18 protein-coding genes and 1 riboswitch are annotated in these 20421 nt (G+C 68.4%); of the genes, 7 read left to right on the forward strand and 11 right to left on the reverse strand.

The features are described from left to right. Positions 1-215 precede the first annotated feature (215 nt). On the forward strand, positions 216-938 hold the full coding sequence (locus GT347_RS17375; protein ID WP_160553399.1) for a response regulator transcription factor: 723 nt from the start codon (positions 216-218) through the stop codon (positions 936-938). Further along, positions 923-2065 carry a sensor histidine kinase gene (locus GT347_RS17380; RefSeq protein WP_160553400.1) on the forward strand — a complete coding sequence of 381 codons (1143 nt, stop codon included), beginning with the start codon at positions 923-925 and terminating at the stop codon, positions 2063-2065. The genes GT347_RS17375 and GT347_RS17380 overlap by 16 nt, the downstream gene beginning before the upstream one ends. Positions 2066-2080: 15 nt before the next feature. On the opposite strand, the gene GT347_RS17385 is transcribed toward GT347_RS17380, so the two are convergent. The 10 genes from GT347_RS17385 to GT347_RS17430 all read right to left on the reverse strand — a co-directional run bounded on the left by GT347_RS17385 (position 2081) and on the right by GT347_RS17430 (position 13393). After that, on the reverse strand, positions 2081-3643 hold the full coding sequence (locus tag GT347_RS17385; RefSeq protein ID WP_160553401.1) for a hypothetical protein: 1563 nt from the start codon (positions 3641-3643) through the stop codon (positions 2081-2083). Positions 3644-3865: 222 nt separating this feature from the next. Then, positions 3866-5590, reverse strand: a complete 1725-nt coding sequence (locus GT347_RS17390) for a hypothetical protein (protein ID WP_160553402.1) — start codon at positions 5588-5590, stop codon at positions 3866-3868. 158 nt (positions 5591-5748) lie between these two features. Next, on the reverse strand, positions 5749-6567 hold the full coding sequence (locus GT347_RS17395; RefSeq protein ID WP_160553403.1) for an HAD-IIB family hydrolase: 819 nt from the start codon (positions 6565-6567) through the stop codon (positions 5749-5751). A 7-nt stretch (positions 6568-6574) separates the two neighbouring features. Next, positions 6575-8209, reverse strand: coding sequence for a peptide chain release factor 3 (locus tag GT347_RS17400; protein ID WP_160553404.1), 1635 nt, complete (start codon positions 8207-8209; stop codon positions 6575-6577). A gap of 83 nt (positions 8210-8292) precedes the next feature. Beyond that, positions 8293-8895 carry a hypothetical protein gene (locus tag GT347_RS17405; RefSeq protein ID WP_160553405.1) on the reverse strand — a complete coding sequence of 201 codons (603 nt, stop codon included), beginning with the start codon at positions 8893-8895 and terminating at the stop codon, positions 8293-8295. A gap of 193 nt (positions 8896-9088) precedes the next feature. Further along, positions 9089-9808 carry a hypothetical protein gene (locus GT347_RS17410; RefSeq protein ID WP_160553406.1) on the reverse strand — a complete coding sequence of 240 codons (720 nt, stop codon included), beginning with the start codon at positions 9806-9808 and terminating at the stop codon, positions 9089-9091. A gap of 48 nt (positions 9809-9856) precedes the next feature. After that, complete coding sequence (locus GT347_RS17415) at positions 9857-10693, reverse strand: hypothetical protein (protein WP_229722359.1); 837 nt, start codon at positions 10691-10693, stop codon at positions 9857-9859. Between the two features lie 106 nt (positions 10694-10799). Then, positions 10800-11570 carry a hypothetical protein gene (locus GT347_RS17420; RefSeq protein ID WP_160553408.1) on the reverse strand — a complete coding sequence of 257 codons (771 nt, stop codon included), beginning with the start codon at positions 11568-11570 and terminating at the stop codon, positions 10800-10802. A gap of 165 nt (positions 11571-11735) precedes the next feature. Further along, positions 11736-12569 (reverse strand): hypothetical protein, encoded by an 834-nt coding sequence (locus tag GT347_RS17425; RefSeq protein ID WP_160553409.1) that lies wholly within the window; start codon positions 12567-12569, stop codon positions 11736-11738. Between the two features lie 5 nt (positions 12570-12574). Then, positions 12575-13393 carry a hypothetical protein gene (locus GT347_RS17430; RefSeq protein ID WP_160553410.1) on the reverse strand — a complete coding sequence of 273 codons (819 nt, stop codon included), beginning with the start codon at positions 13391-13393 and terminating at the stop codon, positions 12575-12577. Positions 13394-13582: 189 nt separating this feature from the next. After that, positions 13583-13655: riboswitch (S-adenosyl-L-homocysteine riboswitch) on the forward strand. A gap of 82 nt (positions 13656-13737) precedes the next feature. Between GT347_RS17430 and ahcY the strand changes: the two genes are divergently transcribed. The 5 genes from ahcY (at position 13738) to GT347_RS17455 (ending at position 19296) form a co-directional block, all read left to right on the forward strand. After that, entirely contained in the window at positions 13738-15171 is a 1434-nt protein-coding gene (gene ahcY, locus GT347_RS17435; protein WP_160553411.1) for an adenosylhomocysteinase, read from the forward strand. A 24-nt stretch (positions 15172-15195) separates the two neighbouring features. After that, positions 15196-15954, forward strand: a complete 759-nt coding sequence (locus GT347_RS17440) for a TlyA family RNA methyltransferase (protein ID WP_160553412.1) — start codon at positions 15196-15198, stop codon at positions 15952-15954. After that, positions 15951-16814: a methylenetetrahydrofolate reductase [NAD(P)H] gene (gene metF / locus GT347_RS17445; protein WP_160553413.1), complete on the forward strand. Its 864-nt coding sequence runs from the start codon at positions 15951-15953 to the stop codon at positions 16812-16814. The genes GT347_RS17440 and metF overlap by 4 nt, the downstream gene beginning before the upstream one ends. Further along, on the forward strand, positions 16811-17374 hold the full coding sequence (locus tag GT347_RS17450) for a septal ring lytic transglycosylase RlpA family protein (RefSeq protein WP_160553414.1): 564 nt from the start codon (positions 16811-16813) through the stop codon (positions 17372-17374). The genes metF and GT347_RS17450 overlap by 4 nt, the downstream gene beginning before the upstream one ends. A gap of 131 nt (positions 17375-17505) precedes the next feature. Further along, positions 17506-19296, forward strand: a complete 1791-nt coding sequence (locus GT347_RS17455; protein WP_160553415.1) for a hypothetical protein — start codon at positions 17506-17508, stop codon at positions 19294-19296. A gap of 7 nt (positions 19297-19303) precedes the next feature. Here GT347_RS17455 and GT347_RS17460 read toward each other — a convergent pair whose 3' ends face one another. Beyond that, positions 19304-20263, reverse strand: coding sequence for a hypothetical protein (locus GT347_RS17460; protein ID WP_160553416.1), 960 nt, complete (start codon positions 20261-20263; stop codon positions 19304-19306). Positions 20264-20421: the final 158 nt, after the last annotated feature.

Consider the following 20421-nt stretch of genomic DNA (forward strand, 5'->3'; position numbering starts at 1 on the left):
GTGGGGTTTGCCGGAGCGACCGGCGGGGCGCGAGGCCCGATGCCTGCATTGAATCGCCGCCGCCTTGCGCCGCAATGCAGGGAATGTGGAGAAACCGTGGAGGCGCGTTCGACGCCGCAGGCTGTCTTGCACGCGAATGCCCGCATCCGGGCCTGGGGTCTTGAATGCGTAGTCAGGTGTTGTTCAAGTAACAGTTGATAAGCTCACCCCGCCGCATGAACGCAACGCTCACCCCCACCGGACCGCTGGTGCTGGTCGTCGAAGACGAACCGGCGATCGCCGACATCCTGGTCGCCTACCTCCGCCGCGAGGGCTTCCGCACCCACTGCGCCGGCGACGGCCAGGCGGGCCTCGCCGCCTTCGCGCAGGAGAAACCGGCGCTGATGCTGCTGGACATCCACCTGCCCGGCATGGACGGCATCGACGTGCTGAAGCACGTGCGCGCCGAGGACGACACGCCCGTCATCATGGTCACCGCGCTCGCCGACGACGTCGACAAGCTGCTGGCCCTGCGCATGGGCGCCGACGACTACGTGGTCAAGCCCTACAGCCCGCCCGAGGTGGTGGCGCGGGTCAAGGCGGTGCTGCGCCGCAGCGCGGCCAAGGCGCCGGCCAAGCCGCAGTCGGTGCTCAAGGTGGGCCGGCTGGAGATCGACCAGGAAGCCCACATCGCCCGCGCCCTCAACAGCGACGGCCGGCCCGAGACCCTGCCGCTGACGCTGACCGAATTCCGCCTGCTCGCCTGCCTGGCCGCGCAGCCGCGGCGCTGCTTCTCGCGCAGCCACCTGATCGAGACCTGCCTGCCGGAGAGCGACGCGCTCGACCGGGTGATCGACTCGCATCTCTCCAAGCTGCGCCGCAAGCTGCAACTGGCCGGCAACGGCGAACTCATCGAGACGGTGCGCGGCATCGGCTACCGGCTGTGGCCCGGGGAGTAGAGCGGATCTGGGTCCGCTTCGGGCTCTGGATCGCCGGCACGGTGCTGGTCACCATGGGCCTGCTCGGCGCCAGCGTGATGGTGTTCGCCGAACTGCAGTACCACAGCTTCTACCGCAACCTGCCGCAGCCGGTGCGGGTGGAGCTCGACGCGCTCAACGACCAGGACCTGGAAGACAGCCCGCGCGCCGTCGAGATCTACGGCCAGTACTGGAAGGGCGACCTGCTCTTCGGCGAGAAATGGTCGCTGGTGATCGGCCTGTTCATCTGCCTGCCGGTGGGGCTGGGCGTGGGTTTCTGGGTGTCGCGCATCGTCACCCTGCCGCTGGCCTCGATGGCCGAGGCGGCGCAGCGGGTGGCGGTGGGCGATTTCTCGGTGCGCGCCGAGCCCGGCCGGGCGCGCGGCGAGATCACCGCCATGGTGGTCGACTTCAACCACATGATCGATGCGCTCGAAGGCCTGGAGCGCGAACGCCGCGCCACCGCCGCCGCCGTTTCGCACGAACTGCGCACGCCGCTGGCGGTGCTGCGGGCGCGCCTGCATGCGGTGTGCGACGGTGTCATCGAGGGCGACGAGACCGAGTTCCGCCGCCTGCTCGGCGAGGTCGAGCACCTGGGCCGGCTGGTGGACGACCTGCACACCCTGTCGGTGGCCGAGGCCGGGCGCCTGTCGCTGCAGCACGAGCGCCTGGACCTGGGCGGCCTCGTCGAGGACACACTCACCGGCATGGAGCCACGCATCGCCCAGCGCGGCGTGATGCTGGAATGGGTGCCGGCCATCGGCCCGGTCTGGGTGCGCCTGGACCGCGACCGCATGCGCCAGGTGCTGACCAATCTGGTCGAGAACGCCTTGCGCCATGCTTCGGAAGGCGGCTGGCTGCAGGTGGCGCTGGGCGTGGAGGGCGAGGATGCCCTGCTGTCGGTGGCCGACGACGGCCCCGGCCTGCCGCAGGACATGCGGAACAACCCCTTCCGGCGTTTCCAGAAATCGCTGCACGGCAACAGCGAGGGCGTGGGGCTGGGCCTGTCCATCGTGCATGCGCTGGTGGTGCAGCAGGGCGGCGAGGTCGGCGCCGAGGACCGGGCGGGCGGCGGCACGGTGTTCACCGTGCGTATGCCGCTGGCCTGAGGCGGGCGGGCGGGCTCAGGCGGCCCAGCGGTCGAACAGCGTTTTCAGGTAGCCGGCCGACGCGATGACGTCGGGATCGATGCTGGCGGTGGCGAAAGCCTGGTGGTCGAAGGGCTCGCCGGCCGCGTCGGCTTGCTGCTCGGCCCGGCTGACCGCGAGCAGCGCATTGCTGCGCGCCAGGAAATCTCCGCCCGAGACGAAGCGCGGGTCCTGCGGGTCGTCGATGTCGGTGCCTTCGTCCAGTTCGTCGATGGCGCGCCTGTAGCGCTGCAGCGGATCGGGCCGGGCCGCGGCAGGCGGGGCGGCCGGCTCCGGCGGCCGCACGAAGGGCCGGGCCTCGCTGGACATGAAACCGAAGTAATGCTCGACATGGCTGGCGGCACTGTCCACCAGGGCCTGGGTGAGCGCGGGGTCCAGCTTCTGCCGGCGCGCCACGGCGCGGGCGTGCTGCTCCTTGGCGGCGATCAGCTGGTCCTGCAGCACCCGGCCCAGGACCATCCTGGACTCCGGCCGCAGCAGCAGCCTTTCTGCACCCCAGAAGAAGTGCAGGGTCTTCTCCTCTTCCCACTGGGTGCCCCGGGCGTAACCGAACTTGGCCTCTTTCAGCATCCGCGCCGCCATGCTGCGGCTCAGGATGTCGCGCATCTCGTCGACCGTGGAAGGCTGGCGAGTCGCCAGCTTGCGCAAGGTCTCGGCATGCATGCGCCAGCCTGGTGCCGCCTGCAGTTCCATCAGTTGGTTGAACAGGATCAGGCCCGTCGAGATCGTGCTGTCGATGGAGGCCGACGCCTCGGTTGCTTGGGGGCCGGCGTGGCCGAGTTCGTCGGCGATCCTCATCAGGGCGGCGTGCAGGGAATCGACGATGAAGGGCTGCTGCTGCGTGAAGAATTCGTCCGTCTGCGCCACCGGCACGATCTGGCGTCGATTAATGTCGCGCAGCGAAAAGTTCCCGATCGGGACGGCTTTGTCCGGATGCGCTTTCGTCAGTTCGGCGATGACATAGCGGTGCGCCGCGCCCACCAGCGCATCGGCCAGGGCCTGCGGGCTGGCCAGCCTGCCGCTGGCCAGGTCGGCCCGCAGCTGTTCGCGCGCGGAGCTGTCGAGCACCGCGGGCACCGCGACGGGTTCGGGCGGGTGGAAGATCGCGTCCAGCCTGCTGTCCCGGCCGCATTCGACACGCAAGGCCTCGGGCAGCATCTCGGCGAGCCTGGCCAGCAGCTCGCGGTCCTCGTTGCTGAGCGGGCCCCGCCGGCGTGCCAGGGCGATGGCTTTCAGCACATCCAGCAAGGGCGCGACACGGAAAGGGCCGATGCCCGGATCGCACCAGTAGTACTTGCCGGCGGGATTGCGTTTGTCCAGGTGGTAGCGGGTCTCCTCGGTGCGGTCGGGGCGCGACGCTGGATCGGTGTCGCCGGTCACGGCGGCCAGCGCCGCGTGGAGGCCGCTCAGGTCCGAGGTCTCGTGCGGGGCGGCTTCGAGCAGGGCCTGCACCAGGTCTGCGAAACGCGTCGCGGCGCTGGCGGCGGGCGAGGAGAAACAAGCGTCGGTGCAGTCCGGAGCCGGGATGTCAAAGGGCATCGTCGGCTTTGCGGCCGTGGATGTCTGATCGTCCCTGGATGGCGGTGGATGCTGGCGGGAAACGAGAGGCCGGGATGTGGCGATGGCCGAGGCGTCGGGAGGCGGCAGCATGGGATCTCCTGAGGAAGACTTTCGATCCCGCCGACGCTAATTTTTTGGCGCCTTCGGCCTGCAGCCGCCAACCGAAAGACGGTCATCCCGACCGAATGGCGAGGCGGCGTCTCAGGCCGGCCAACGGGAGAAGCTTGCCTGGAGGTAGGGCGCCGCGGCCGCCACGTCGGCATTGGTGCTGCTGTCGATGAATGCCGCGCGGTCGAAAGGCGTGCCGGCGATGCGGGCGGCGCGCTCCGCCCGGTTGACTTCCAACAGGGCATGGCTGCGGAGCAGGAAATCGCTGGCCGACACGAAACGTGGGTCCTTGGGATCTGCGATGCGAGTTCCGTTTTCGAGATCTTCCACGGCCTGCCTGTAAGGTGCGTCCGTCTCGCTGAAGGGCGCCATGCCTGCTGGCGTGGCGAACGGGTCCGCTGCCTGGGCCATGAAGTCGTAGTAATGCCGCACGTGGCTGACCGTGTTGTCCAGCAGTGCCTCGATCCCATCCGGCGGCAACTGCTGTCGTTTTCCAATGGCCTGCGCCTGCACCTGTTTGAACTGGATGATCAGGTCCTGGATGGCTTTGCCGAGCGCCATTTTCGAAGCGGGTTTCCGCAACAGTTTCAACGCCGTCCAGAAGAAATCGACGCTGGTCCTTTCCTCCACGCTCGTATGCCCGAATTTCTTCAGCGTGACCTGCCTTTGCATCATGCTTTGCTCCAGGATTTCGCCGATGTGCTCGGGGGTCGAGGGCTGGGTTTGTGCGATTTCCCGCAGTACGTAGTCATTGGCCTGGTGCCGTTGCGGGATTTCGAGGATGTTCTGGAGCAGCAGCAAACCGTCGGAAAGAATGCCGCCGATTTCCGGTCCACCGGCGGATGGCGCGAATGCCGGATCGTTGAGCATCTCCAGCATTGCCGTGTGTGCGGCGGCCAGGGTGGCCTGCAGGTTTTCCTGCGTGAATTCGGAGAGTTCCGTAGACGAGACGTAGCCGTGCTTCACGCCGCCCAGTCCGTATTTGCCGATTTTCATCGCTGCGCCCGGATACAGCCGGGCCAGGCGGACGGCATAGTTCCTGTCCACCGCATCGAGCAGCACCGCGGTCAGTTTCTCGGGTGAATCGATGGAACCGTCGAGCAGGGCGGCGCGCCATTTTTCGATGTCGTTATTCAAGAACAGCGCCTGCGGTTCGGCGGCGCTGCCTGCAGCGCCGGATTTTTCCCTCAGTTCCCGGACGATTTCCAGATTGGCGGCGAGATAGGCCTGGTAATCGCCGCTGGCATCGAGTTGGCTTTGAATGGCGTCCACCCGCTGCGCCATCGCGGCATCCGAAACCGGCAGATGCTGCAATGCCTTCCGCCATACGGCCTGCTTGAGGACTTGCCCGACCAGCCTGCCGTCATGGCCCGAGGTTTCGAGCATCCAATTCTTGAGCGAATCGAAGGCCCGGCCTTCCGGACATTCGAACGCCGGATCGAATGCGAAAGTCAGCACGTCCAGCAATGCCGCTGGCGGCAGGATTCCCAGGAGGGTGGAGAGATCGGATTTGGCGAACAGTTGCTGCAAGCAGGCTGTGCTCGCATGTTCCGCCGACACCAGGGCTCCGGCGAGGTCATGGAGTCGGTCTGCCGCGCTGCTGGCGGGGAGGGGCGCCTGCTGAGGGTCCGGCTGGCTGAAGGACGCGGCGTCCGCCGCGATTTTCGGCACGGCCTCCTGCAGCGTCTTGCCGATGCCGCCGGTTGCAGCGGGCAAACCGGGTGGCTGCGGGCCGGGCGCGGCTTGGGGCTGCGGGGCCTTGCGGCCCAGGCATTGGGAGAGGTTGGAAAGAAATTGGTGGAAGTGCGAGCTGAACATGGGCATCCCGGGAGAGCGTTGACGGCGAAAGCAGCGCCACTGCGGGCCGTGCCTTGTCGTCAAGCTATCTCCTGGGATGCGCAACCGAAGGCACGAACACGAAGATCCGGCAGCGATTGCGATGTCTGCTTCGTGTTCGCAGTGCTCGGAGTGCGTGTTCAGCCGGCCCGCGCGGCCAGGATGGCAGCGACGGTCTGGGCGAATCCGGCGCCGCGGCTGCCTTCGGCCAGGTAGGCCGGCCATTGCGTCAGCCGGGGCAGGAAACGCGCCACATTGGCCACGCCCACGCTGTGGGCGAAGGCGCCGAACATCAGCTGGTCGTTGGTGGAGTCGCCGACATAGGCCCAGCGGCCGATCTCGGCATCCAGCGCGCGGCCGAGCAGTTCCCGCACCACCCAGTGCGCGCCGACCAGCTTGTCGTGCCCGCCCAGCCAGCCGTTGATGTGGATGCTGCTGACGGTGGCGTGCAGGCCCTCCGCGCGCATCAGGGTGACGACGGCGGCGATCCTGTCCTCGTCGAGGTGGGCGAATTCGCTGTGGTCGATGGCGATGTCGGTCTCGCGGCCGGGCGAGTCGGTGGCGCGGAGGGCACCGGGGATCTCTCGCTCGATGCGCGCCAGCACCTGCTGCAGCCGCGCGAAGTTCGCCGCCCGGGTGGCGGCATCGTCGCGGTAGAGGCGTTCGACCGAGACGCCGTCGGCGCGCGCCACCGGCACCAGGGCGACGGCGCCGTTCTCGGCCACCAGCGCGTCCAGCGGCCAGCTGGCGGCGAAGGCCAGGCTCCAGCCGACCGGCCGGCCGGTGATGGCGATGCGGTGCAGGCCGGCCTCGCGCAGGGCTGCCAGGGCGGCCAGCGCGTCGGGGGTGATGGCGCCCTCGGTGGTGAGGGTGTCGTCGATGTCGGTCATCACCCCGACCAGGCCGCGCCGCGCTTCGAGCGGCCAGGCGGCCAGCGGGCGCAGGCGGTCGCTGTGCATCGCGCGCTCAGCCTGCGTTCTGCAGGGCCAGGCCGGCGTGCTCGCGCAGGGGGTGGAAATGGATCTTGGGGAAACGCTCCTGCGCCAGCCGCACGTCGTAGGGGCTGGTGCAGAGGTAGGCCAGGGTGTCGGCCGCGTCGTGCGCCAGGCGCAGCGGATAGGCGTCGGTGAAGGCGCGCAGGTCGGCCGGGTTCTCGGCGGTGATCCAGCGGGCGCCGGTGTACTGGCAGCCTTCCAGGCGCACGTCGGCGTCGTATTCGGTCTTCAGGCGGTGCTGCACCACTTCGAACTGCAGCTGGCCCACGGCGCCCAGCAGCATGGCGCCGCCGGCATCGGGCTTGAAGACCTGGATCGCGCCTTCCTCGCCCAGCTGGGCCAGGCCCTGCTGCAGCTGCTTGGTGCGCAGCGGGTTCTTCAGGATCACGGTCATGAAGAGTTCGGGCGCGAAGAAGGGCAGGCCGGTGAACTGCAGGGCCGCGCCGCCGGTGATGGTGTCGCCCAGCTGCACGCCGCCGTGGGTGGTGAAGCCGATGATGTCGCCGGCGAAGGCCTCATCGACCGCCTCGCGGCGCTGGCTCATGAAGGTGACGACCGAGGTGGGCCGCAGCTCCTTGGCGGTGCGCTGCACCTTGAGTTTCATGCCGGGCGTGTATTTGCCCGAGGCCATGCGCACGAAGGCGATGCGGTCGCGGTGGTTGGCGTCCATATTGGCCTGGACCTTGAAGACCACGCCGGAGAAGTCCTCGTCTTCCGGCCGCACCTCGCGGGTGACCGGCTGGCGGTTGACCAGCACGGTGCTGCTGCGTGGCTGCGGCGAGGGGGCCAGGTCGACCAGGGCGTCGAGCACTTCCATCACGCCGAAGTTGTTCACGCCGGAGCCGAAGAAGACGGGGGTCTGCCGGCCGGCCAGGAAGGCCTCGCGGTCCCAAGCGGGGGATGCGCCGGTGGCCAGCTCCATGCTTTCCATGGCGGTGTCCCATTCGGCGCCGAAGCGCTCGCGCAGGGCCTCGGGCGCGGTCAGGGGCACGGCCTCGAAATCCTGCGGGCGGCGTTCCGAGCCGGACTCGAAGACGGTCATGGCCTGGGTGCGCAGGTTGACGATGCCGCCGAAGGCCTTGCCCTGGCCCACCGGCCAGGTCATGGGCACGCAGGGCATGCCGAGTTCGCGTTCGATCTCGTCGAGGATGTCGAGCGGCTCGCGCACCTCGCGGTCCATCTTGTTGACGAAGGTGATGATGGGCGTGTCGCGCTGGCGGCAGACCTCGATCAGCCGCCGCGTCTGGGCTTCCACGCCGTTGGCCGCGTCGATCACCATCAGGGCCGAGTCGACGGCGGTGAGCACCCGGTAGGTGTCTTCCGAGAAGTCCTTGTGGCCGGGGGTGTCGAGCAGGTTCACCACATGGTCGCGGTAGGACATCTGCATCACCGAGGAGGCCACCGAGATGCCGCGCTGCTTCTCGATCTCCATCCAGTCGGAGGTGGCGTGGCGGCTGGCCTTGCGCGCCTTGACCGAGCCGGCGATCTGGATCGCGCCGGAGAACAGCAGCAGCTTTTCCGTCAGCGTGGTCTTGCCCGCGTCAGGGTGGGAAATGATGGCGAAGGTGCGGCGGCGGCTGGTTTCCGCCAGGAAATTCGAGGACAAGCGGGTCTTTCGGCAAGGCGCCCGGCGCGCAGTGGGGGCGGGGCAAACGCAACCGGCGATTGTCGCATCGCCGGGCCCTGGCGTCACATGAGCCGTTCGATGGTGCCATCGGGGCGCGCCAGCAGGATGGCGCTCCATGCGTCGGTGTGCAGATCGAACTCCAGCGTCGACAGCGGGAGCGGCTGGTAGTAACCCGGCAAAGGCAGGAAGAAACGCAGCTGGTGCACATGGTCGCGGCTGTGGCCGCTTTTCGCCAGGAAACGCGCCACCTGCAGAGGCCGCAATGCGTGGGCTTCGAGCATGCGGCTGGGCTCGAAGGGGTTGTCGGTGTCGAGTTCCGGCAACTCCGCCGGCGCGATGGCGCCGCAGCGCGCGCGGCGGGCCACGTCCATCACCGCCGCGCCCGAAGCCGGTAAGACCGCCCCGGGCGGCTGGGTGGGCACGACCAGGATCGGCGGCGCGTTTTTGTCGCAGACATAAGGTGGGCGGCGGGCGTGCATGAGGTAGCCGAAGATCCGGCCGTCGTGCAGCAGCTTGTGGATGCGCACCTGCTTGCGATAGACCACCTTGACCCGCTGGGCTTCTTCTACGAAGGCTGCGGCCTCGATGTCGCCGGCGCTGGGCTGGGCGAAATCGATGATTGCGTGGCTCAGCTGTGTGACGAATTGCCTGTATTGCCGGTGCAAGGGCTGGTGTGCCTGGCTCGGAACGGCCGGTTCGAGCCGCGGGGCAGGGGGTGGAGCGGGCAGGCGGCGATATGCAGGCTTCAGACTGAAAAACTGAAAGGGTCCCATGGCGATGAAGGCGAGCTGAAAGGCCCATCGTGGCGGCCGGCCCGCGCGGCGCACAGGGTTTGCCGAAGCGATGTCGGCGGTGGCGTCATCTCGTCAGCAAGGCCTGGCCGTCGGGCTGAACCAGGACCACTTCATCGTAGCGGTCGTAGCGGGTCAGGCCGTCGTGGGAGGCGAGGACCAGTTCGTTTTCCATGGTCGACAGCCGCATGGGGCGGCCCGGCGCGGGCAGGAAGACATCCACCCAGTTTTTGTGCGCGGGGCTGTGGCCGGTCTGCGCCGCGAAGGCGGCGGCCTGCAGCGGCGATATGGCCCCGGCATCGAGCCAGGGATCCGGCAGCAAGGGGCCGCCGGTATGGATCAGCTCCATCTTTCCGGGCGCCGGGCCGCCGAGGCGCAGTTCCTGCGCCACATCGAGCGCATTGACCGGAGCGGCCAGGGCTCTTGTGCGGCCGGCGGCCGGAACCAGCAGCAGGGAGCCGTCGTCGCGCAGCTTGAAAGGCCGTTTGCCGGTGCTGCACACCACGCAGCCGATGACGCCTCCCCGGCCGTGGATCTTCTTGATGCGGACCTGCTTGCGGTAGAGCGACCGGGCCTGATCGATTTCTTCATTGAAGCGGGCTCTCTCCGCCTCGACGCCGACGGCGCCGGGTGCGCGGAAGTCGGTTTTGCGGTGCCGCGCCGCGCGGGGCAGATCGACACCATGCGCATGCTGGGGCGGGGCTGGCCGCGCAGGCGCCGCGGTCGGGGCTGGCTGATGAGCGCGTGGGCCGTGCGGGCGCAGGCCGAGAAAATGCAGGAGTCCCATGGCTGTGGAGGAAAGCTGAAAACTCCGATGCTCGCGAAGCCCGCATTTTCAAAAGCCGCGGCTGCGAAATCGGGAGGCCTCATCCGCAGTTTCGACCACCACATAGGCCAGGCTGCCATAGCGGCCGTCGAGCCTTCCGGTTTTCGGCGAGCTCAGCATGCGCAGCACGGCGTACAGCGCGACCTCGCCCGGCGCGGCCACGAACACCTCGACCGCGCGGCGGTGATGCAGGCTCGTGCCGGCGTGATGCACGAAACGCGCGGCATAGGCCACGCTGGGGCCCCTGGTGCCGATCAGGCGGTTGGGCAGGTCGGCCAGCAGCGGGTGGCGGGTGCAGAGCGTGAAGTCGAACTCCTCGCGGCGGATATGGCGTGCCAGGTCGATGGCGTCGTACTCGGCTTCGGCGCACACCGCAGCCGGCACCAGCAGGCAGGGCAGCGGGCTTTCGAACTTCGGCCGGTCGGGGCTGCTGCGTTCGCCACCGGCGATCAGCAGCACCGGTTTTCTTTTCTGCTGCCGCATCTGCGTGCGATGGGCGGGCGAGGAAAGCAGGCAGCCGAGCAGGCCGTCGGCGTCGCGCACCACGGTGAGACAGACGCGTGTGCCGAATTTCTCCGACGCCGACTCGACCTGCGCCAGGAAATGCGCCTGCGCCTCGGCCGGGGTCGGCACCGCCTGGCATTCCTCGGTCTGGCTGCCGGTGCTGCTGCGTGGGACGGGATCCGTCTGGGTGGCGGCGTCGGCCCGGCGGGGCAGGCTGTTCAGGCTGGCCGACGAGGTCGGCTCGCCAGGCGCGGCCGGCAGGCTCGCCAGCGTGGCGGCCGGCAGCGCCAACGATCGGCCGGGGCGTCCGAGCATCGCATGCAAAAGATCGCTGAAACCCATGGTGAAGTCATCGTGAAATCACCAGCTTCCCCCTTCCGGCATGCGGCTGCGCGACGGGTGCGCAAGCGCTGGCGTTATCGCGAAGCCCGTATATCGCGCAGCGGTCTCAGGCCGTCCGGGCCAGCACGACGCCGGCGTACCTGCCGGGCTGCTCGCGTTCGAGGGTGGACAGGTGCACGCTGGCATGCGGTGCCGAAATGAAGAAGGCCATCGGTTGTCCGCCTTTCTCGGCGCCTTTCATGGCGAGCCGGGCGCAGGCCTCGATCGACAGGCCGTGCGAGCCGAGTCTCAGGTTCTCGACGAGTTGTTCGCCACCGGCCGGCGGCAGTCCGATCCGGCCCGCGCGCACGGCCTTGGCGCATCCGACGATGCCGGAGGGCCCTGCCGCCGGCAGCCAGCGCATGGGCGTCCGGGTGGTCACCACCGGCTTTTCGGGGCTGGCGCTGCCGTTGGCGCTGGCGAACAGGACCGGGCGCACGCCTGCGCGCTGGCGGTCTTCGTCCAGCTTGGAGGTCACCGTGAAGCCGACGATCGTGCCGTCCCCGAGAGCCACGGGCTCGAAGCTCACCGCGTGGCCGAACTTGTGTTCGGCCGCGAGGATGCGGGCATCGAAGGCGCGGTTGTCTTTGGCCATGGCCGCGCGTTGCCGCGGGCTGGGGAACGAGCCGGCACGGTGGTGGCCGGCCGTGGGCGATGCGCTGAACTGGTTGCGCCAGGACTCGCCACCGAGTTCATGCAAGGCCTGGTGCCCATGCAGCAAGGGCGAAGCACCGCCGGGATCGGGCCGCTGCGGCCCGGAATGCCGATGCGGATGCACCAGCGCCTGGATGTGATGGCGCAGGCGGGAAATCAGGTGTTTGGGAAAGTGCGAAGACATGGCGGAGAGACGAAACGGTGGAAGCCGCAGATCGTCTGTTTCGCACCGGCTTCGTGTTTACGCCAACACGAAGCCCTGCGCGGGATGCCGAATTCTTCAGCCGCCCTTCGGGAAGCCTTGGCCGACAGGGGTGCGAACCCCTGTCGTTTGCGGCGAAGCGGACTGTCAGCCGGCGCAGACGACGTCGCCGTATTTGCGCCAGGCCAGTTCCTCCTGCAGATCCGACAGCGAGGCGTTCGAGCCTGGCGCCGCCACGAAGATTTCCACCTTCCGTCCGGGGCTCAGCAGTTTTGCGCGCCTGGCCAGCATCCGGGCCGCGTCCTCCGGCCCGAGCGCCTGGGAGCTGATGCGCATGTCGGGCAGGCATTCGGCCTGGCCCGGGGCCGTGCGCGGCACCGGCCTGGCCAGCTTGCCGCGGCGCAACAGGAGCGTGAGATCGAGCAGGCCGTTGGGTGTGGCCGGGACGTTGTGGAAGTTCACCGGCACGTCCGTCCAGATGGCGGGCCGTGCCGCCATGCCCCGGCTGGCGGCCACCAGCAGGGTGGGCCGCTCCGCCCAGGCGCGCGGGACATGGTTGCTGATGGGGGCCATCAGGTAGCCGAGGATTCTGCCTTGCTGGTTCGTGACCTCCTCGAATTGCACCCGGTCGCCGTACAGCTCCACGGCGTTGTCGATGCCGTTGCGGAATTCCTCTTTGGCCCTGAACAATTCGTGGCGCGCGTGTTGTGCCGCCGGCGGCAGGAGTTTCGGATGGACATTGGCAGGCGCCAGAGGCTGGCCGAACATCTGCCCTTGCGCGGGTGGAAGACCGACGCCAGGCAAGGGGCCTTGCATGGGCAAGGGGCCGAGACCGTACAAAGGATTCGGCGCGAACGGATAGCCGATCAGCTGGGGCGGCGGCATCTGGGCTTGCGGCGGAAACGGCGCCATGCCGGCAGGCGCGTAAGGCGCCTGGGCGACGGGGTAGGCAGACGGGAAGGGGATGGAAGGACTGAACATTGCTATTACCTGGTGGAGGGGAATCGGAGATAGGCGATGGCGCCCGCCGCGGGTTTCAGCCGGCGTTGCAGGGCGGAGATATGCACGGCCAGGTCGGGCACCGGCAGGAAGATGCGCACCGGCTGGCGCTCCTTGGGCCCGTCCGCGTCGAGCACGCAGGCGGCCTGATCGGGCGTGATGGCGCTGGAGCACAGCTGCAGGTTGGGGCCGTAGTCCAGCGGGCCCGGCCTCAGCGATTCGTGCGCCGGCAGCTCGCGCGCCTGGCGCACGAAATCTTCCGCCGCGTCGGGGCCCCTGGCGCACACCGAGAGCACCCGGGTGTTGAACAGCACATGGGAGCGCTGCGGATCGATCTGACCGGTTCCCGCGACCAGCACGATCGGTCGTTTGCCGTCCTTCAGCGAGGCTTCGTCGGATTCCGCGCTCACGCAGTAGCCGATGCGCCTGCCGTCCTCGTGCAAGACCTCCTCGAAGTTCACGGCGCCCGCATAACGCTCCTGCGCCGCTTGAATCGCTGCTTCGAATTGCTGCCTGGCCTGCTCGTGGCTCGGAGGGGCGAAGCTGACCGGTGCCTGTGCCGGAATTTGTGCCGGAATCTGCCCGGGCTGGCCTTGGACAGCGCCGGCCCACCAGGGCACGGCGAAGCCCTGCACGAAGGGCTGTGCCTGCTGCTGCGGCGGCCGGAAGCAGCCCGGTACCGGGGGAGCACCGTAGGCGGTGGGCAGGGCCGGCCCCATCGGAACGTTCGCCAGGTTCTGAAGAACCTGCGGGCCCGGCGGGTAGCCCATGGGGCCCGGCAGGGGCGGCTGATGGAAGGGCGGCACCGACCCAGCTTTGGGTGGCAGATAGGCGCGCGGCTGAAACTGCGCTTGCGGCCAGGAATTCCAGGGAAAGGTCATGGCGATGCACAAAGTGGAATGGACCGCCATGGTCTGCGCCCACCCCTGCGCCTGCAGGGTGGAACACGAATGCTCGCCGCAGGCACCGAAGCCGGTATCTCTATAATCGCGGTCTTTTCCGAGGAGCGTTGCAGCGCCATCAGGCGTGAGGCTCGGAATTCATCCCCCGCAACGACGCTCGCCCACCGGTTCCGTCGGCGAGCGAGTTCTCAAGAGACTTGTTCACGACGCCGTCCGGTGGCTGATCCACCTGCACATCGGAGTCATCCATGAACGCTTCTCTGCCGAAAACCTCCCCGGTCGACACCGCCATCGCCGACATCTCCCTGGCCGCCTGGGGCCACCGCGAAATCCGCATCGCCGAGACCGAAATGCCCGGCCTGATGGCGATCCGCGAAGAGTTCGCCAAGAGCCAGCCCCTGAAGGGCGCCCGCATCACCGGCTCGCTGCACATGACCATCCAGACGGCCGTGCTGATCGAGACCCTGCAGGCCCTGGGCGCCACCGTGCGCTGGGCTTCGTGCAACATCTTCTCCACCCAGGACCATGCCGCCGCGGCCATCGCCGACAGCGGCACCCCGGTGTTCGCCATCAAGGGCGAATCGCTGGAAGACTACTGGGACTACACCCACCGCATCTTCGACTTCGGCCCCAAGGGCTCGGCCGGCGAAGGCCCGAACATGATCCTGGACGACGGCGGCGATGCCACGCTGCTGATGCATCTGGGCCAGAAGGCCGAGAAGGACCTGTCGGTGCTGGACAACCCCACCAGCGACGAGGAACGCATCCTCTACGCCGCCATCAAGGCCAAGGTCGCCGAAGACGGCACCTGGTACACCCGCAAGGCCGCCGAGATCCTGGGCGTGACCGAGGAAACCACCACCGGCGTGCACCGCCTGAACGAGATGTCGGCCAAGGGCACGCTGCTGTTCCGCGCCATCAACGTCAACGACTCGGTCACCAAGAGCAAGTTCGACAACCTCTACGGCTGCCGCGAATCCCTGGTGGACGGCATCAAGCGCGCCACCGACGTGATGATCGCCGGCAAGGTCGCGCTGGTCGCCGGCTACGGCGACGTGGGCAAGGGCTCGGCCCAGGCCCTTCGTGCCCTGTCGGCCCAGGTCTGGGTCACGGAAATCGACCCGATCAACGCCCTGCAGGCCGCCATGGAAGGCTACCGTGTGGTGACCATGGAGTACGCCGCCGACAAGGCCGACATCTTCGTGACCACCACCGGCAACAAGGACGTGATCCGCCACGAGCACATGCTGGCCATGAAGGATCAGGCCATCGTCTGCAACATCGGCCACTTCGACAACGAGATCGAGGTCGCCTCGCTCGAAAAGTACCAGTGGGAAGAGATCAAGCCCCAGGTCGACCACATCATCTTCCCGGACGGCAAGCGCATCATCCTGCTGGCCAAGGGCCGCCTGGTGAACCTGGGCTGCGGCACCGGCCACCCCAGCTACGTGATGAGCTCCTCCTTCGCCAACCAGACCCTGGCGCAGATCGAACTCTTCGCCAAGTCCGGCGAGTACGAAGCCGGCAAGGTCTATGTGCTGCCCAAGCACCTAGACGAGAAAGTGGCGCGCCTGCAGCTGTCCAAGCTCAACGCCCAGCTGTCGGTGCTGACCGATGCCCAAGCCGCGTATATCGGCGTGGACAAGAACGGCCCCTACAAGCCGGACACGTACCGCTACTGATCGCGCGCAAGCGTCGCCTGGCCGATGCGGGCTGACCAGATCCTCGTCGAGCGCGGCATCGCCGCCTCCCGTTCGCAGGCCCAGCGGCTGATCGCCGCCGGCCTGCGCTGGCGCCTGGGCGCCGGGCCGTGGAAGGCGGTCGCCAAGAACGGCGACGAGATCGCCGAGGGCGCCGAGCTGGAGTTGGCCGATGCGGCCGAGGCGCGTTATGTGTCGCGCGGCGGTCTCAAGCTGGAGGCCGCCTTGCGTGACGCCGCCGTGAGCGCAGAAGGACTCGTCTGCCTGGACGTGGGCCAGTCGACCGGCGGCTTCACCGACTGCCTGCTGCGCCACGGCGCGGCCCGGGTGGTGGGTGTGGACGTGGGCCATGGCCAGCTCAACGCCGCTTTGGCGGCCGACAGCCGGGTGCGCGCCTTCGAAGGGCTCAACGCCCGTGCGCTGCAGGCGGCCGATCTGGGCGATGCAGTGCCCGACGGCGGCTTCGGCCTGATGGTGGGCGACCTGTCCTTCATCTCGCTGACCCTGGTGCTGCCGGCGCTGGTGCCGCTGCTGGCCGAGGGCGGATGGCTGTTGATGCTGGTCAAGCCCCAGTTCGAGCTGCAGCCGGGCCAGATCGGCAAGGGCGGCATCGTGCGCGATGCCTCGCTCTACACGCTGGTCGAGCAACGCATCCGCGTCGCCTGCGCCGCTGCCGGGCTGCGGGTGCGCCAGTGGTTGCCCAGCGCCATCGAGGGCGGCGACGGCAACCGCGAGTTCTTTGTATTTGCTGAAAGGTCGCCATGAGTGTTGACGTTTCCCCCGCTCGATCGGCCGCCGTGCCGGTCAGCTTCGAATTCTTTCCGCCCAAGACGCCCGAGGGCGTGGCCAAGCTGCGTGCGGTGCGCCAGGCGCTGTATGCACGCCGGCCCGAGTTCTGCTCGGTGACCTACGGCGCCGGCGGCTCCACCCAGGAAGGCACCTTCGGCACGGTGCGGGAGATCCTGGCCGAGGGCATGGATGCCGCCTCGCATTTCTCCTGCATAGGCGCGACGCGCGAATCGATACGCGGCCAGCTGCAGGAGCTGCGCGCCATGGGCGTCAAGCGCCTGGTGGCGCTGCGCGGCGACCTGCCCAGCGGCTATGGCGCCGGCGGCGAGTTCTCCTATGCCAGCGACCTGGTGGAGTTCATCCGCGCCGAGACGGGCGATGCCTTCCACATCGAGGTGGCGGCCTATCCCGAGACCCATCCCCAGGCGCGTTCGCCCGAGGCCGATCTGCAGGCCTTCGTGGCCAAGGCGAAAGCCGGTGCGGACACGGCCATCACCCAGTACTTCTACAACGCCGATGCGTATTTCCGCTTCGTCGACGATGCACGGGCGCGCGGCGTGGACATCCCGGTGGTGCCCGGCATCATGCCGATCACCAATTCGACCCAGCTGCTGCGTTTCTCCGACGCCAGCGGCGCCGAGATCCCGCGCTGGATCCGCCTGCGCCTGCAGGCTTTCGGCGACGACAGCGAAGGCATCCGCGCCTTCGGCCTGGACGTGGTGGCCGGGCTCTGCCGTCGGCTGCTCGATGGCGGCGCCCCGGGGCTGCACCTCTACACGATGAACCAGTCGGCCGCCTCGCTCGCGCTGCTGGACCGGGTGGGCCTGGGCGCATGAGGAAGGCGGCGGCCGGCGCTGCGTTGGCGGCCGGGCTCCTGGCCGTCCTGCTCGCCGGCTGTGCGGGCGAGCCCGCGCAGAAGCCCGCCGCGGTGGCCCCTCCCGCGCTGGCCGCACCGGTGCTGGCGCCCCTGCGGCCGCTGGACCGCCTGCCGCCGGTGGCCAAGTCCGATGCCGAATCCACGGTGGTGCCGGTGGTCTCCGACGGCTCCACCGATCCCGAGGAAGACGGCGCGGTGCCCGGCGTGGAGTTCGAACGCGGCGGCGCCTCCTGGTACGGCAGCCGCTTCCACGGCCGGCGCACCGCCAGCGGCGAACGCTTCGACCAGAACGATTTCACCGCGGCGCATCGGCAGCTGCCTTTCGGCAGCCTGGTCTGCATCCGCAACCTCGCCAACGACCGCACGGTGCTGGTCCGCGTCAACGACCGGGGTCCGTCCTCGCGCAAACGGGTGATCGACATCAGCCAGGCGGCGGCCGAAGAGCTGGCCATGGTGGGCATGGGCGTGCAGACGGTGGCGCTGTCGCGGCCGGTGCCGGGCCGGGATCGCTGCGAATAGGGCTTGGGCGGCGACTGTGGGAGCCGCTTCGCATGACGTGACGGAATCTCGGATTTGCCTGGGAGCAGCTCTGGCATGAATAGATGGAATGCGCATATCTCTGTTTGGTATCCGTAACCCTCCCCATCGCCGTGCTCCAAGACCTCGCGCCCATTCCCGCCTTTCCGTCCGTCCCGGCCTATGCGCCGTACGGTTATACGCAGCAGCCCGCCGTCGGCACGACACCGACGTCCGTACAGGCCCCGGCACCGACGGGTGTTCTGGCCGGGATCGTGCCCGCCGCGGGCAGCCAGGGTGGAGCGGCGGCGGCGGCTTCTGCCGCAGGGGCTTTTCAGCTGCCTCCGGCCCACCAGTCCCACACGCACTCCAAGGCCGAGCTGGCGCGCTTTCGCGGCGTTTTCAGGACCTGGCGCAACGACAACGGTCTGACCGGCGGCGAGTTCGATGCCCCTGGTTTGCCCGATGAGCTGGCATCACGGCTGCCAGCCATTCCCCAAGGCACACGAAGCATCAAGCATGCACTCAACAAGCTCTGCTTTCCCGAAGTGGAGGGCGACATCCGCAGCATCGCCACCAACCCGTCAGCACGGCGCGTCTTCCTGCAGGTCAACCGTCAGATGACGGAACTCGATCACGAAGGCCTCCTGCCGCGCGATGCGGCCGGCGGCGTGATCTTCGATGCGACTTTGCTGGCAGCGATCTGGCTCCAGGCTCGCGCGGACACCGTTGCCGATGCCACCGTCAATGTGCGGGACGAAGGCTGGGGCTCCTTTGTGCGCAACCACATGGCCAAGCTGGTGGCGACGCGTTATTACCGGGCATTCCTGAATACGGTGCAGGACCGTCAGCACGCGTTCGCGCAGCAGCTCTTCACGCGGCCGAATTCGCCCTACAGGGGCTGGGTCCTCAAGAGCGAAAACAACTTCACGCCGGCGGCCCAGCGCGGCAGCGCCACGGCCTACGGGCCGGCCGATACCTCGGAAAACCGCCTGAGCAGCCGGCTCGCCCAGCTGCTTCTGGCGTTCGCCGAGGAAGCGGGGCCGGAAATCCAGTTCCAGCCGGCCGTCGACGACTCCGGCGAGGTCGTGCTGGTGGGCGGCGCCAACACCGCCGCGAGCAACGAAGCTCTGCAACGCTACCTCGGCTTCGCTTTCGACGCGCAGGGCGTGGCCCGCCTGCCGCTGAACCAGGTGATCGAAAAGCTCAAGCAGGACTGCAGGGCGCGCTTCGAAACCATGCAGCCGCTGCAGGACAGGATGCAGGCGGCCGTGGACCGGGGCACCAGCCATCTGGACGTCCTGATGAATCCCGCCAACTACCGCAACTTCGATCAGCGCAATGCGGACCTGCTGCGCCGCATGATGCGTGTCGCCAGCTATCTCCAGCGCGGCCACGGGCGTCTGGAGATCCTGCGCAATACCCAAGGCGTTCATATCGAACAGGTGGCGCTGGCGCACGCGCAAAGGCAGGGGTATGCACTCTCCAGCCACCCCAGCGGCACCAAGGACATGTGCCAGGCCTGCATCCTGTCGATGAGCGTCACGCCGCTCAGGAACGATCCGGCGCAGCGCATGGCGACCCGGCTGTACGCCGCCGCGGGCGACGAACTGAAGGGCAACTGGCTCTACACCTCCAACGGCGCCATGCAGGGGCTGCTCAACCAGTATGTGAACCAGGATCCCAGCGTGCCCTGCGGTTTCACCTTCCGGCAGCTGATGGGCCACGGGCGGATCGGCGCGCACACGGTGCAGGGGTTCGCGGATTTTCTCGGGCGAGCGGCCTCGAATCTGGATAACCGGCTGGTGGTGACCGACCCCACGCTGCCCCCGATCACTCCCCCGGTCGCTTCGCCCCTCGCCGACGCGGTGATGCAGCGTTTCATGTTCGGTCGGGCCCCGGCGCAGATCGCCGCCGGGCCCTGAGGACGGTTCAGGCCGACGGCAGGGTCGGCCATGAACGCCGGCCACCGCCCGCTGGTTTGGCCCGTCTCGCGGCGGCCTGGCGGGCGTTCCGCAGTGCCTGCACGATCACTGCCTTCTTGAGTTCGGCGATGCGCACATCCTTGTCGAGCACGACCGCGTACTCGGCTTCCTCGGTGCTGCCGGACCTGGCGCGGGCCGCCTTGTCCCGCAGCACCCGGGCGGAGGCCTCGATCCGGCCGATCTGGGCGGCGATCCTGGGGACCTTATCGGCGAACGCGAGCCACTCGGGCCATGCGGCGGCCTCGTCCGCCGCGCGTGCATAGGCCGCGGTTTCCTCCTCCTTCAGCTCGCGTCGGGCCAGCACCAGGGCCTCGGCATAGGAGATGGGGCTGAAGAGTTCATGCGCAGGCCGACCCGACGACGGCGGGCTCCAGCCATAGCGCAGGTGCAGGCAATGGTGCACCGCATGCGCCAGCAAGGCGTAGGTCGTCATGGTTTCGATGCCGGCCATGGCCGTGCCCGGCGGGCGCCAGGTCGCGGCCTTGTGGTGGGCCGCCTTGAGCATGGCTTCGCGAAGCGCCGTCTTCGCGGCGCTGGCGACCGACTCGACCCGCCCCAGGCGCCGCAGGCGGTCGAGGTCGTCCAGGCGTGCGTGATACACATCCAGGCAGCCGGGCGGCTGGTCCCGGATCTCGTCGACCACCCGCTGGCGCAGGCAGGCGTCGGTACAGGCGGCGGCGACGAGTTCGCGGATCTTGCGGTCCCGGGCGAGCGCGCGGGGGTCCTGGCGGCCCAGCAAGACCCGGTCCATCAGCGCCAGGCGGCTCAGGAATTCGAGGAACAGCTGGTCCGGATCCGCCATGGCGAAGCCGTGCACTTCGGCGCCGGCAATGCGCGGATGCCACTGTTCCAGGCATTCGCGGTATTCCTGTTCCGCTTCCGTCTCGGCGGGCGGACGCTGCAGCACGGCCAGCTCCGACAGCGGTGAGTGGACTCTGGAAGCGCTGTTACGGGTCGGCGCCGAAGGTAGGGGTGGCGGGACGGGAGATACGGAAGGCGAGTTGGACAGGGATTTCGGAAACATGGCGGTCGGCTAGCGGTCGGTCTTCCACGCTAAGCCGGCGC

Origin of the sequence: Xylophilus rhododendri (assembly GCF_009906855.1) — a bacterium.
In the GTDB taxonomy this organism is placed as follows: domain Bacteria; phylum Pseudomonadota; class Gammaproteobacteria; order Burkholderiales; family Burkholderiaceae_C; genus Xylophilus; species Xylophilus rhododendri.